Annotated in this window: 11 protein-coding genes; all 11 read right to left on the bottom strand. The window is 56.1% G+C overall.

Annotation, left to right across the window (positions count from 1 at the left end):
- Positions 1-7: 7 nt before the first annotated feature.
- The gene (locus tag NAT21_RS02395; protein WP_250935384.1) at positions 8-1204 is read right to left on the bottom strand and encodes a hypothetical protein; all 1197 of its coding nucleotides are present in this window, start codon (positions 1202-1204) and stop codon (positions 8-10) included.
- Complete coding sequence (locus NAT21_RS02390) at positions 1173-1652, bottom strand: type 2 periplasmic-binding domain-containing protein (protein ID WP_250935382.1); 480 nt, start codon at positions 1650-1652, stop codon at positions 1173-1175. The genes NAT21_RS02395 and NAT21_RS02390 overlap by 32 nt, the downstream gene beginning before the upstream one ends.
- A gap of 245 nt (positions 1653-1897) precedes the next feature.
- Positions 1898-3316 carry an FAD-dependent oxidoreductase gene (locus NAT21_RS02385; protein ID WP_250935380.1) on the bottom strand — a complete coding sequence of 473 codons (1419 nt, stop codon included), beginning with the start codon at positions 3314-3316 and terminating at the stop codon, positions 1898-1900.
- Between the two features lie 12 nt (positions 3317-3328).
- Positions 3329-7783, bottom strand: coding sequence for a glutamate synthase large subunit (gene gltB / locus NAT21_RS02380; RefSeq protein ID WP_250935378.1), 4455 nt, complete (start codon positions 7781-7783; stop codon positions 3329-3331).
- A gap of 394 nt (positions 7784-8177) precedes the next feature.
- The gene (aroB, locus tag NAT21_RS02375) at positions 8178-9260 is read right to left on the bottom strand and encodes a 3-dehydroquinate synthase (protein WP_250935376.1); all 1083 of its coding nucleotides are present in this window, start codon (positions 9258-9260) and stop codon (positions 8178-8180) included.
- A 35-nt stretch (positions 9261-9295) separates the two neighbouring features.
- Positions 9296-9838 carry a shikimate kinase AroK gene (gene aroK, locus NAT21_RS02370; RefSeq protein WP_250935374.1) on the bottom strand — a complete coding sequence of 181 codons (543 nt, stop codon included), beginning with the start codon at positions 9836-9838 and terminating at the stop codon, positions 9296-9298.
- Positions 9838-11886, bottom strand: coding sequence for a type IV pilus secretin PilQ (locus tag NAT21_RS02365; RefSeq protein ID WP_250935372.1), 2049 nt, complete (start codon positions 11884-11886; stop codon positions 9838-9840). Before NAT21_RS02365 ends, aroK begins: the two co-directional genes overlap by 1 nt.
- A gap of 27 nt (positions 11887-11913) precedes the next feature.
- The gene (locus NAT21_RS02360; RefSeq protein ID WP_250935370.1) at positions 11914-12453 is read right to left on the bottom strand and encodes a pilus assembly protein PilP; all 540 of its coding nucleotides are present in this window, start codon (positions 12451-12453) and stop codon (positions 11914-11916) included.
- Positions 12450-13124: a type IV pilus inner membrane component PilO gene (locus NAT21_RS02355; RefSeq protein ID WP_250935367.1), complete on the bottom strand. Its 675-nt coding sequence runs from the start codon at positions 13122-13124 to the stop codon at positions 12450-12452. Before NAT21_RS02355 ends, NAT21_RS02360 begins: the two co-directional genes overlap by 4 nt.
- Before the next feature lie 55 nt (positions 13125-13179).
- The gene (locus tag NAT21_RS02350; RefSeq protein WP_250935364.1) at positions 13180-13782 is read right to left on the bottom strand and encodes a PilN domain-containing protein; all 603 of its coding nucleotides are present in this window, start codon (positions 13780-13782) and stop codon (positions 13180-13182) included.
- Positions 13779-14846: a type IV pilus assembly protein PilM gene (gene pilM / locus NAT21_RS02345; protein ID WP_250935362.1), complete on the bottom strand. Its 1068-nt coding sequence runs from the start codon at positions 14844-14846 to the stop codon at positions 13779-13781. Before pilM ends, NAT21_RS02350 begins: the two co-directional genes overlap by 4 nt.
- Between the last annotated feature and the right edge of the window lie 80 nt (positions 14847-14926).

Raw genomic sequence — 14926 nt, 5'->3', positions numbered from 1 at the left:
CTTGGCTTTAAAAGCGATACGAGGCCTGAAAGAGGAAAAGATCCCAATATTTCTTGTTGTCATTTTCGTTTGGCTTGTACAACCATCCCGTCCCTTCAATATTATGATACTCAGCCGCTAACATGAACTTTGGTGTAACCAACCACTTCAACCCCAAAGTATTATCAAATGCATATCTTGAATAATCATCGCCATTACCTTGGGATGCAAACTCTTTGCCGTGCATGTCGCTCAGGTCAGAAATCAAGGCATCATATCTTAAAAAACCCTGCCACTTATTATTGAATCGATAAGCATATTGTAAATACCAGCTGCCAGATGTTGAAGAATCATTGAACCTTGAATCCGGGATTCCGCTGAACTCGCGCTTCCTAACTGCAATTTCTGAAGTAAGGCTCCATAGCATGGAATTATATTGAGCCGAAAGAATAACGGGCTCATAGGAAAACTCACCATTTCCCGGGCCATTTGATGAAGAATCGTACTCAGCGGTAATCTTCCCATAGGTGATTGCGGTAATAAATCGTCCACCGCCATACTCATAGGAAAGCTGACTTATCAAGGAATTTTTAGCCTTGATAGAGCCTGGCAAGGCATCAGGGAGAATTGTATTTTTTACGTTATCATCAACCTGTGGCAACCCCCAGCCAACCTGAAATCGAATACTGCTATCTGTAAATCTTTTTTCAAAATATTCAGCGACACCATCGCCTGATATTGATTGGGTTCGGGTTCTATCAAAATAGATAGACTGTGGAAGCAATATGCCAGTACGAGTAAAGGGCACATCTCGCGTTTCGTTATAGAATCCGAACGGATTCTTGACACGGCCAATCTTTATTCCAAGGGTCGTTGAGTTTCCCGAGTAGACTTGGTAATCAATTACGCCATAATCCAGTTCAGGTTTTGCACTATCATCGCCCGCCCGCCGGCTGAGCACCTGAGCAGAAATCAGCAGGTTATCGCTTGGGCGTAACGAAGCATTGAGCCCCAGCTCATAAAACTGCAGGCTGCCCCCCTTGCTGCTGCTGGGGCCAAAGAAATCGTTGTGATCCGAAATCACCAGCGCCTGACTCATGAAGCCATGAAATTGCAGTGTATCCAGAGTATCGGCAACAGACTGAGCAAATACGGGAGAACTGCCCACAAAAGCCATCATCCCGAGAGGCCATTTAATCCAGCGGCAAAATACGCACGCGCTCATCCGCTTGTCCTTTTTGTACATAACCAATACTGCCGGGCAGTGCAGCGACCTTTTCCATCATTTCTTCTACAGACTCCACTACGTTTGGTGCCTGTCCCGTGCCGGAAAATACCGCGCGGTCCCATGCCAGCCGAAGCTGATGGGGGTAAACACCCAGCACCTGCTTGCAAAAGTCATCATGCAGGGGATTATCATCCGGCAATACAAATACATGCGCAGCGCTTCCATCCGGAAGGCTGCGCAATCTCATGGCAAAAACGGCTCGGGCGGTTTCAGTTGTGATGCTGTCTAGCGCTGTATCTTTATTGGTAATCAGCACGATCGAGGAGTCAGCGCGGGCAAGGCTGCTCTCTGCTCCGGCCAGCCAGAGCGTTATTACCACCAGTATGCCAGTGGCGTACTTTACGAGACCTGGGGCTGACACGTTGAATTTATACCCCATTAGCATGAGTGGCGCTCTGACCATGCAGCAGCAGACGTCTCACTGATTTGGCTTAAAGGAGTACACAACACTCTCCACGTACCTGTCACTCACTGAGAGCGAAAAGGTTACCTATATTCTCCATGCTACGACTATCGGCAATGCGCTAATAAGGTTGATATTTTGAGGCCAGCCATTCCTTTTTACCAGGCTGATCCGAGCATAAAAAAGCCGCCCCGATGAGAAGGGCGGCTTTTTCGACCATTACTTCCTCATACGTTCAGGTAATCAAGGATGCCCTGAGCCGCCTGGCGCCCCTCATAAACGGCCGTCACGACCAGATCTGAACCACGCACCATGTCTCCTCCGGCAAATACCTTTTTATTGGAGGTCTGGAAAAAGAACTCTCCATGCTCAGGAGCCGTCACGCGGCCGCGCTCATCCACGGAGATACTGGAAGGATCAAACCAGTCAGCCGGACTGGCCTGAAATCCGAAGGCAATGACAACTGCATCGCAGGCGATTACCTCTTCAGACCCCGGCACCACCTCAGCACGCCGCCGCCCATGCTCATCAGGCTCCCCCATGCGAGTGCGCACGAGCTTGACCCCCTCAACCCGGTCATCGCCAACGATGGCTATCGGCTGACGGTTGAACAAAAATTCAACGCCCTCTTCCCGCGCATTGGCTACTTCCCGGCGGGAACCAGGCATATTGGCTTCATCTCGCCGATAGGCACAGGTAACGTTTTTGGCATGCTGACGAATCGATGTACGATTGCAGTCCATGGCTGTATCACCGCCACCAAGCACAACGACACGCTGCCCTTCCATGGAGACATAATCTGCCGGGTCAGCTTCAAATCCCAGAGTGTGATTGACGTTGGCAATCAGAAAATCGAGAGCCTTGTGCACCCCGGGTAGCTGCTCCCCCGGGAACCCGCCTTCCATGTACTTGTACGTCCCCATTCCCATGAAAACGGCATCGTACTCTTCGAGCAGGTCATCAAACTGGATATCACGGCCGATTTCCGTATTCAGCCTGAACTCGACCCCCATCTCCTCAAGCACGCTACGACGCCGTTTCATGACATGCTTTTCAAGCTTGAACTCGGGAATGCCGAAGGTAAGCAGCCCACCGATTTCAGGGTAACGGTCATAGACAACCGGGCTGACGCCGTTGCGCACGAGGATATCGGCACACCCGATACCTGCCGGTCCGGCACCGATGATCGCCACCCGCTTGCCGGTTGGCTCTACGCCGCTCATGTCAGGGCGCCACCCCATCGCAAAGGCTGTATCAGTGATGTACTTTTCCACTGAGCCTATCGTGACGGCACCAAACCCGTCATTGAGGGTACAATCCCCCTCGCACAGGCGATCCTGAGGACAAACACGCCCACAGACTTCCGGCAGGGAGTTGGTACGGTGCGACAACTCTGCCGCTTCCAGGATATTGCCTTCCGATACCAGCTGAAGCCAGTTGGGAATGTAGTTGTGAACCGGACACTTCCACTCGCAGTATGGGTTACCACAGTGCAGGCATCGGTGAGCCTGGCTGGCAGCTTCCTGCGGACGGAAGGGCTCATAGATCTCGGCAAATTCCTGAACACGCCGCTGAGCATTCTTCTTGGCAGGGTCCTGCCGGCCGACGTCGATGAACTGGAAATCATTTGAAAGCTGTTGTGTCATGTCAATACCTCCTTATTCCGGACGACGCCGTGATTCAGCCAGCAGGTTATTAAGGCTGGCGGCCTTGGGCTTCACCAGCCAGAAATGGCGAATGAAGTCCGAAAAGTCATCCAGAATCTCAGCGCCCCATGCCGACTTCGTTTCACTGACATAGTCAGTAATCACTTCGCGCAAGTGCCGGCGGTAGGCTTCCATGGCTTCTGTATTGATGCGATGAATCTCGACCAGCTCGTGGTTATAGCGATCCACGAAATTACGGCCCATATCAAGAACATAGGCAAAGCCACCGGTCATTCCGGCGCCGAAGTTGAGTCCGGTCTCGCCCAATACACAGACCAGACCGCCGGTCATGTATTCACAGCAGTGATCCCCCGCACCCTCGATGACGGCATGAGCTCCCGAGTTACGCACACCGAAACGCTCACCTGCAGTCCCCGCAGCATACAGGGTGCCCCCGGTGGCGCCATAAAGGCACGTATTGCCAATGATGGCCGTGTCTTGGCTCTTGAATCGGCTACCCGCTGGCGGCGTCACCACGAGCTTGCCACCGTTCATGCCCTTTCCGACGTAATCGTTGGAATCGCCTTCCAGGTACATATTGAGGCCACGCGCATTCCAGACCCCGAAACTCTGCCCGCACACACCAGACAGCTTCAGCGTGATCGGTGCCTCTTCAAGGCCTGACTCACCGTATTTCTTGGCAATGTATCCGGAAACGAGCGCCCCGACGGACCGATCACAGTTGGTCACGCGGAAGCTGAACTCACCACCGGACCTGGCATCAATGGATGCCTGCAAGGCATTTAAAAGCTCCTTGTTCTTGGCCCCCGGGTCATTCGGCTCGTTACGCTCATGCGTACAGTACTGTGGCGCATCCTTCGGCACCCAGTCATTCTCAAGCAGGGAGGACAGCTCCAGTCGCGCGTGAGACTGCGTAGTGCCTTCAATCTTTTCGAGAAGATCGGTACGACCAATCAGGTCCGTCAACTGCCTGACGCCCAGCATGGCCATGATTTCACGCACTTCTTCAGCAATGAAACGGAAGTAATGCTTGACCATATCCACGGTACCGCGGAAGTGCTCGTCACGCAGTGTCTTGTGCTGCGTGGCCACACCGGTCGCACAGTTGTTCAGGTGACAGATACGCAGGTACTTGCAGCCCAGGGCTACCATGGGAGCCGTGCCGAAGCCGAAACTTTCCGCGCCGAGGATCGCTGCCTTGACCACATCCAGCCCCGTCTTGAGACCGCCGTCTGTCTGTAGACGGATCTTGTCGCGCAATCCGTTGATACGCAGCGCCTGATGAACTTCGGGCAGGCCAAGCTCCCAGGGAGATCCTGCATGCTTGATCGAGGTCAATGGGCTGGCTGCTGTACCACCGTCATAACCGGAGACGGTAATCAGGTCTGCGTAGGCCTTGGCCACCCCGGTCGCGATAGTGCCGATACCAGGCTCCGAGACCAGCTTGACCGAAACCTGCGCATGAGGATTGACCTGCTTGAGGTCAAAGATGAGCTGTGCCAGATCCTCGATGGAATAAATATCATGATGCGGCGGCGGTGAAATCAGGGTGACACCCGGCACGGCGTAACGCAGCCTGGCGATCAACTCGTTAACCTTCCCGCCCGGCAGCTGACCGCCCTCACCCGGCTTGGCCCCCTGCGCCACCTTGATCTGCAGAACCTCGGCATTGACCAGGTAAGCCGGAGTAACCCCGAAACGTCCTGATGCAATCTGTTTGATCTTGGAGCTTTTGATGGTGCCATAGCGGGCCGGATCTTCACCGCCTTCGCCCGAGTTGGAGCGGCCACCCGCTTCATTCATGGCTTGTGCCAGAGCCTCATGTGCCTCGGGAGACAAGGCGCCGAGCGACATGCCGGCGCTGTCAAAGCGCGGCAGCAGGGACTCGATTGATTCAACCTCGTCCAGCTCAACAGCCGTCTGCCCCGGCTTCAGCGCCAGCAGATCACGAATGGTAGCGATCGGCCGCTCATTGACCAGTTTCGCAAACGCCTTCCACTTTTGATAATCCCCCTGCTGCACGGCCTGCTGAAGGGTCATGACAATGTCCGGGTTATAGGCGTGATACTCATGGCCATGGACATACTTCAACAAACCGCCGTGACGAGGTGGCTTACGCTTGAGCCAGGCATCACGCCCCAGCAGTTCCTGCTGAAGCTGTAGTTCGGCAAATCCGGTCCCTTCGATGCGCGATGCCATGCCAGGGAAGCACATCGCCATGATGTCGGAGTCCAGCCCCACGGCCTCGAACAACATTGACCCACGGTAAGAGGCAATATGGGAAATACCCATCTTCGACAGAATCTTGAAGATGCCCTTTTGCATCGCGCGGCGATAGTTCTCGCGGCCGTCAGCCGGGTCACCCTGGATATCACCGGTACGATGCATATCTGCCATGACCTGATAGGCCAGGTAGGGATAAACCGCCGTTGCGCCTACGCCGAACAGGACCGCCATCTGGTGAGCGTCCCGCGAGAAACCGGTCTCGACAATCAGGTTGACACGCGGACGCAGCGCCTTTTTGGCCAGGTAGTGATGCACGGCTCCTACCGCCAGGGCCGGATGAATGGGCAATAGCCCCTTCTCAAGTCCAGCGTCACTCAGAACCAGCAGCACCTTGCCATTGCGTGCCGCATGCTCCGCCTTTTCACACAACGCCACCAGCGCCTGCTTCAACCCGTACTGTTGCGGGTCATAAAGTGTAGAGAAGGATACACACGCGAAAGTCGGGTCAGTCTGGGTTGTCACGGCGTTGAACTTGCGCGGCGACAGGATAGGCGTAGTCAGGATCAGGCGGTGAGCGTGTTCGGGGGACGCCTCGAACACATTCATCTCCGCACCAAGACACGTTTCCATCGACATGACGATGGCTTCGCGCAAGGGGTCGATGGGCGGGTTGGTAACCTGAGCAAAACGCTGCCTGAAGTAGTCGCTCAGCAACCGCGGCTGGCCCGACAGTACAGCCATGGGCGTATCATCCCCCATGGATCCCACGGCTTCCTGTCCGGACTCGGCCAGGGGGCGAAGAATCTGGTCCCGCTCCTCGAAGCTGACCTGGAACATCTTTTCGTGAACCCGCAGCTCTTCCTCGCCCATGGGCTGAAAGCGAGCCAGCTCGGTCAGGGCAGACTCAAGGTACTGCGCCTGCTCCTTGAGCCAGGTCTTGTAGGGGAAGGTTACCTTGAGGCGCTCGTCGATATCACGCGTATGCAGCACTTCGCCGGTATGGGTATCCACCGATAGAATCTGCCCCGGACCGACGCGCCCCTTGGCCACCACGCTTTCAGCCGGGTAATTCCACACCCCGATCTCGGAAGACAGTGTGATATAGCCATTATCGGTAATTACCCAGCGCGCCGGGCGCAATCCATTACGGTCGAGCATGCATACCGCATGGCGACCATCGGTCAGCACGATGCCTGCCGGGCCATCCCATGCCTCCATGTGCATGGAGTTGTATTCATAGAATGCCCGCAACTGGCCATCCATGGTTTCAACATTCTGCCAGGCCGGCGGCACCATCATGCGCACGGCCTTGTAAAGCTCCATCCCCCCGGTCAGGAGCACTTCCAGCATGTTGTCCATGCTGGACGAGTCGGATCCGGTGGTGTTGACGATTTCATCAAGCTCTTCGATATCGGTCAGGATATCGTTGACAAAGTTTTCCTTCCGCGCATTCGCCCAGCTGCGGTTGGCTTCGATGGTGTTGATTTCGCCATTATGAGCCAAAAACCGGAACGGCTGTGCCAGCGGCCAGCGAGGCGCTGTATTGGTAGAAAACCGCTGGTGGAAGACACAGATGGAGGTCTCGAGGCGCTCGTCGCTCAAGTCGCTGTAGAAGGTGGGCAGGTCCACCGGCATCATCAGGCCCTTGTAGGAAATGACCTTGGATGACAGCGAGCAGACATAGAACTCATCGTCATGGCTCAATGCCTGCTCGGCCAGGCGGCGAGCCATGAACAGATCCACATTGAAGGACATGTCATCTGTCCGCCCTTCCTTCGGCGCAACGAATACCTGACGTATACGCGGCAGGCAGGACAGCGCAATCGGGCCACATACCGAAGTATCGACCGGCACGTCGCGCCAGCCATGAAGCGTCAGACCACGTGCCGTGATGGCGTCCTCAAGCACACCACAAGCATGCGCTTCGCGCTCATCATCGTTGGCAAAAAACACACACCCTACGGCGTACTGGTCACCCAGGGCTTCACCCAGCGCCTCTTCTGCCTTGGCACGCATGAACGTATCAGGCATCCGAATCAACAGACCACAGCCGTCACCGGTTTTGCCATCCGAGTTGATGCCACCACGGTGTGTCATGCACGTCAGGGATTCGATTGCTGTTTGCAGCAAGTGATGACTGACCTGACCTTCCATGTGGGCAATCAGGCCAAAGCCACAGTTGTCACGGAATTCGTCGGGCCGATGGAGACCTCTCATCATGGGCGTGCCTCATTCGGGATTTATTGTATGCTTGTCAATATGGTGATATAATTTAAGGTTTTTTATTATTTTAAAAGGCGATAACCCGCTATAACACGGCAGACAAAGGAAACCGAGCTTACCCGCACAAGCGCCAGCCACGCAAACCCCTGCCTCACGTCTATACCAAAAATCCCCTTCAAATCGGCAGGTTACCGAAAAATATCGGCAAAAAACCTTCCTATTCAACATGTTATGTTCAAACTGAAAAAGATCACACTCATTTAGACTTTAGTCGCAAATGACGTCTCGACCCCATGCCGATAATGCATGACGCATACCAATATTCGCAACAACCCTCATTACCATTAAAAAAGCCGCCCCTGAAGGCGGCTTTAATATCGGACATCATGGCTCAACAGGCAGTAAAATCATCGATGGTGCGGGTCAACAAGGACTCGGGCACTTCTTCTGTAACGCAGGCCTGACCAGGACGGGACAGCAGGACCAGCCGCATGCGTGCGTTGACATTTTTCTTGTCCAGCCGCATCAATTCAAGAAACCGTGACGTGGACACACCGGAAGGAGGCCTCAGAGGCAAACCTGCCGCCTGAAGAATGCGGCCTGTCCGCTCAACATCGGCATCCGTCAACCAGTCCAGATTTCTGGATAGCGTTACCGCCATGTTCATTCCTGCACTAACGGCCTCACCATGCAGCCACGTGCCATACCCCATCGCATTTTCTATGGCATGCCCAAACGTGTGCCCCAGATTGAGAATCGCACGTATGCCCTGTTCGGTTTCATCCTGATTGACAATGTCAGCCTTGATCTCGCAACTTCTGACAATGGCATGCGTCAGGGCCACTGACTCCCTTGCCAACAACGCGGGCATGCTGCCTTCAAGAAAATCAAGAAAATCGCTGTCATGAATAAGGCCGTACTTGATGACTTCCGCCATGCCCGCTGAAAACTCACGATCAGACAACGTTGCCAGTACCGAAGTGTCCGCAAGCACAACACGCGGCTGCCAGAAGGCACCGATCATGTTCTTGCCCCGCGGGTGATTGATACCGGTCTTTCCACCCACGGAGGAGTCCACCTGAGAAAGCAGCGTGGTGGGAATCTGAATGAAGTCAACGCCCCGCTGATAGCTGGCCGCCGCAAATCCTGTCATGTCGCCAATGACACCGCCACCGAGGGCAATCAGCGTGCAGCGCCTATTGAAACCAGCCGTCAGCAGCGCATCCCAGATGGTTTCGAGACATTCAAGCGTCTTGAATTGCTCACCATCCGGCAACACCACCTCTGCCACGTCCAGGTCCGGCAGCATGGACCTGACAACATCAAGGTACAGGTCGGCCACCGTATCGTTGGTCACGATCATGACCTGACTACCGGTGATATAGGGCGCCAGAAGCTCCTTGCGTCCCAGAAGGCCCGGGCCCACATGGATAGGGTAACTGCGCTCGGCAAGATCGACTGTCAGCGTCTGCATCAACATTATCCTGGTTGAGAAATCATTCACGCCGGTTACGGCTCGTGATTAAGCGGGTCCATCAACTGACGCACATCTCGCTTGATGGTGTTGATTACACTGCGAGGGCTGCGGCGCTCGGTAGATACGATCAGATCAGCCGTCTCCAGATACAGCGATTCACGCTGCGCCATCAACTCACGCAGGCGGGCGGCAGGATCCTCACATTGCAGGAGGGGGCGATTACGATCACGGGAAGTCCGCTTGACCAGCTGCTCGAGCGAGGCATGCAGATAAATGACCGTCCCACGCTCCTGCAGCATGCGCCGGTTGGCCTCTCGAATGATCGCCCCGCCGCCGGTTGCCATGACGACGCCGCGATGTCGAGTCAAACGATCGATGGTCCGGGTTTCGCGATCGCGAAATCCGGACTCGCCTTCCACATCAAAGATCCAGGGAATATTACAGCCACATCGTCGCTCGATTTCATGATCACTGTCATAGAAAACGCGACGCAACTCGGCCGCCAGAAGGCGGCCGATCGTGCTCTTCCCGGTCCCCATGGGGCCGATCAAAAAGATATTCGGTAGCTCTTGCATCAGCGAATCAGGCTGTCATCTATAATTTTGGGTGTAATGAATACCAGCAATTCTACCTTGGAATTCGATTCCTCGGTATAGCGAAATAGATGACCCAGCAAAGGAATGTCGCCAAGCAGGGGGGTCTTGTACAGATTGCGCAACTGTTCAGTCGATAGAATACCGCCCAGCACAACCGTTTCACCGTCGTTGACCAGCACCTGGGTCTGGATCTCATTGGTGTCGATGGCCGGCGCGCCCTCGTACTGAGTGCTTGATACATCATCATTCTTGATCAACAGATCCATGATGATGCGATTATCCGGCGTGACCTGGGGAGTGACTTCCAGTGACAGCACTGCCTCCTTGAATGCGACATTGGTCGCACCACTGGAGGTCGATTCCTGATAAGGGATTTCCTGCCCCTGCTTAATGACCGCCTTGCGCTGATTGGCCGTGATGACCCTTGGCTGGGAAATCGTCTGACTCTTGCCTTCGGTTTCGAGCGCGTTGAGCTCAAGATCAAGCAGCACATCACCTGACAGATAGCCGAAACTGAAGGAGGTCGTCGGATTATTGTCACTTCCCAGATCCACCGCCAGCCCCCCGTTACCGGCGATCCCGCTGGAAGCGCCGGATACATTGATACCACTGCCAGGCACTCGGCTTTTTGAAGCCCCCCAGCGCACGCCCAGTTCATTGGTAACACTCTCGCGAGCAATGACAATACGCGCTTCGATCTGTACCTGACGTACCGGAATATCAAGCCGGGAAATCGACTGACGCATTTGTGCCAGCTGCTCTCGCGTATCACGAACAAGCAATGTGTTTGTGCGGGGGTCCACCATGACGCGCCCTATTGGCGACAAGAGCCCCATGCCCTCCTCCCCCTTCAATAAAAGCGCCAGATCCTCCGCCCGCGCATACCGCACCTGAATATAATCTATTGCCAGCTCTGCCAACTGCATCGCATTCTGATCCGCCGCCATTCGACGCTGAGACAGGGATACCAGCTCGTCCGCTGGCGCCACCATCAGCACACTGCCTTCCTGGCGACTGGCCAGCCCCTTGCTTTTCAGCACGATATCCAGCGCCTGATCCCATGGCACATTCTGCAGATCGAGGGTCACACTGCCCTGCACACTGTCGCTGACCACCAGGTTCAACCCTCCCTCCTCGGCCAGCAGGGACAGCACCGCACGAATATCGATGGCCTGAAAATCAAGCGTAATCAACTGCCCGGCATAATCGCGCCGGGCCGCCGGCGCAGAGCTTGCGGTGCGCGACGGGCGAGGAGGGATATCGACGGTCAAAAGACGCCCCTGCTGCGCCACCAGTGGGGTTCCGCCGTCATGTGCGATGATAAAGCGGGTATCACCCTGTTCAACAGCCGGCGTAACACGTGATACCGGCGTGCCGAAATCGGTCACGTCCAGCACCTGATCCCAGGCTCGTGGCAACCGTGTCTCGGGCAAAACAAGTATCGCGCCCCGAGGCGTGGATTCCAGCCGGGCATCGACACCCGGGCGTGCGAGTTCGATCAATAGCCGTCCACGGCCGTCATCCCCACGCTTGAAGTCAATCGAAGTTACCTGCTGAATGGCCGACGCAGGCGATGAAGCCACTGGCGCAGGCGACCCAACGCCGCTTCCGGTAGAAGATGACGCATCCCCCGCAGCACCTTCCGGCATCAGGGTGATCCGCAGCACATTACCTGTTGCCGTATTGCTGACCTGATAAGGCCTACTGGCATTGATCACCAGTCGGAGCTTGCTGCGATTGCCCGACACCACTACATCATCCACCCCGTAACGCTTGACTGGCACCCGCGCCGAGGCCAGCCCATTGTCCACCCCGGCCAGATCCAGCACATAGCGCCAGGGGGAGGCGAGACTGTAACTTTGCGGCGCTGGCGGCATCTGATCAAAATGCAGATCAAGAAATACACGCTCGCGGGAATCTGCCGACACATTGATGGCATCAAGCGTTGCGCCCCACGCCGAGTCGGCCAGCAGGCACCATACTCCTGCCAGCATCACCCACTGCAGCACGGCCCGCATTGTTGTCATGAAAAAGCGCATCACCTTCTCTCTTTTTCAGGGCTGACCGGCCTCATTACCGCCCAGCGTCAAGACTGTCATTACGGCTTTCCAGCCACCCGAGGGTGACGACACAAGCTCTCGAATCACTACCTGCCGTGGTGATATCGCCACCACCTGCCCACTGTTCTCGCCCAGATACCCGCCCCTTTTAAGGCGTGACAACTTGCCATCCGGCCGCATGATCAATGCCACGACCTCGGAGCGGGTAACCAGCGAGCCCGCCAGACGCAAGGAGGAGAGCGCAAAAAACTCCAGCGGCTCCTTTACACGGTCCGGCTGAGGCCGCAACCCTGCCACCGCCATGTCACTGTCATCGCCGCCATCACCGGGCTGATACTTCATGAACGGGTCGCGCTGGCCACTGCCGGTATATGCCGGGACATCAAAGACCGGCACGACCGGCAGTGGCGCCACATTACCGCGCGGCTTGTCCCTCAGAACGTCAAGCTCGCTTCCCAGCCGGTCAAGCTCCGGCCTGTCACACCCCACCAGCACCGTGGTCAGAAGAACAATGACCGCGCCATATCGCCTCATGTCCCCTCCTTCGTACCGGCCAAAGCCTTGTCATGCCGATAGGTTCGGGCCTGAACATTCAGGATCAGCAAGGGGTCGATCGTTGAGGCAACACCCTGCTGCGCATCCGCCGTAACAGACACGGGGCTCAGAGTGAAATCATGCAGTGTCACGATCCGGGACAAGCTTGAAACACCTGCCACAAAGGCCGCCAAATGATGGTATTGACCCTGAACCTGGATCATGAAGGGCTGTTCGATATAAAAATCATGCTGTTGAGGGTCCTGAAGCCGAATGAAATCGATCGTCAGGGCATGCTCATGCGCCAGATCACTGACATCATCAATCAGTGCCGGGAGTTCGGCGCCGGAGGGCAGCATGCTGACCAGAGAGGCCATCTGCTGGTCAAGCTGCCTCATCTGCAGCGACAGCAGGGGCAGATTGGCAGCCTGAAAGGCCCGCAGCTCATAGGAGGACATCAACTGCTCTTCACGTGCACGATTGCTCTGAATCAGCTGGTCCACGTCATGAACCAGATACTGGTGCGCCGCCCACCAGGACAGCAGGGCAATCACCATACAGACCAGCGCCTTCAGCAGCCGTGGCCAGCTGCCGGCATTTGAGAGATCAAGGTCGGATGCCTCCATGGCACGAATGGCACGCCACTGTTCATGCCAGAACTGACGCCTCATGGCTTGCCCTCCATGGCACGAATGGCACGCCACTGTTCATGCCAGAACTGACGCCTCATGGCTTGCCCTCCATGGCACCCTGTTTGCTGGAAGCCACCACCGCCATGTCGTGCGCTGTCACATCCATGGTGAAGCGCCGGGCACTCTGTCCTGCCGTGCCTGCCTGCACCTCTTCCAGACGTGGCTGTTCAAACACTGGCGAGCGCGACATGGCACGCAGCTGATCTGATACCTGACGGTTATTCTCGGCCATCCCCTGAAGCACAAGCCGGTCCCCCGTACGACTAATACGCTCGAAGTAGACTCCCGTGGCCAGCGTGGCGGTCAATTGATCAAATATCATGGGCGTCAGTGGCCGACGATGCTGTAGCTCATTGATCAGCAGCATCTGCTGCTTCATGACTTCACGACGCTCCTCGAGGCTCTTTACCGCCTCGATGTTCTTTTCAAGCGCCTGTGTCCGCGCCTCGATGAATTCCAGACGAGCGCTGATCACCCCTTCAACATGTTTGGCATAAAGAAGCTCGCCCCCCGCCACCAACCCCCCCAGGCAGACGGCCATGACCAGCACACGCTGGAACCGACGGGTATGACGCTCCCGCAGCCGTTCACGCCAGGGCATCAGGTTGATATCCACTCGCCGCCCCAGCGTATTCATGACGCAATCTCCTTCAAAGCCAGCCCACAGGCCGTCATCATGGCCGGCGCATCTCGGGACAGCGCGGTCACATCAATGCGCTTGCTGAGCGTCATATCGGCAAAGGGGTCTGCCAGCACCACATCCAGCCCGCTTTCTCTGGCCAGTTGCTGAACAAAGCCGTCAAGCATGCTGGTACCACCACACAGAATCAGGCGACGAATTTCACGTGCACCGGCAGCCGAGTAATAAAGCTGAAGCGAGCGCAACGCCTGCTGCACCAGTGATGTGCGAAACGGGGCCAGCAACCGCTCCTCGTAACGCTCCCGATCGCCCCGTTTTTTGGCAATGCCCGCCTCCTCCAGTGTCAATCGGTAGGTCTGACGAATTTCATCAGTCAGCTGGCGCCCTCCCATGACGCTATCCCGGGTATGCACGATGCGGCCGCCAGTGACTGCATGAAAACTGGTCATCGAGGCGCCGCAGTCCAGCAGGGCATCCGTGGTCTTTTCGAGCTGTTCAAGCGTGAGCGAAGCCGGCAGGAGTGCGCGGTAGGCACGCTCCATCGCGAAGCCTTCAACATCCACTGCCACAGGTGTAAGGCCGGCCTCCGTGACCGCCGTAGTCAGCAGTTCAACATCCTGAAGGCGACAGGCCACCAGCATGATATCCTGCTGGTCCGGATAGCGATGATGTGGACCAAGACGCTGAAAATCGAGTGCGACTTCACTGAACGGATAAGGAATATGCTTGTCTGAGTCGAGCGCGATGCGTGCTTCGATATCATCATCGGAAAAGGACATCGGCAGCTGGATGATCTTGGTAATCGCCGCGGACGTCGGCAATGCCACGACGGCCCGGGTTGTTCTGGGTGACGCGTGATCAATGGCACGCTTGAGCGTCATGACGACCTCATCCATGTCACGGATGCGTCGTTCAACCACGGCGCCTTCAGGCACCGGACGCACGGCATAGCTTTCCACGCCAAAGCGTGAACCCTGACGGTTCAACTCGATCAACTTGACAGTCGCCGAGGTAATGTCGATGCCCAGCAACCCCTGGCCCTTAGCCTTGAAACCGAACACGGACGGTTCTCCCCATGAATGCAAGACACCCCGGTCTTGATGTTTTCAACGTCACGCCGATAGTGCTTCATGAACGGGAC

This window comes from Larsenimonas rhizosphaerae (genome assembly GCF_023700005.1).
Lineage (GTDB): Bacteria > Pseudomonadota > Gammaproteobacteria > Pseudomonadales > Halomonadaceae > Larsenimonas > Larsenimonas rhizosphaerae.
This window is presented reverse-complemented; position numbering and strand designations above follow the sequence as displayed.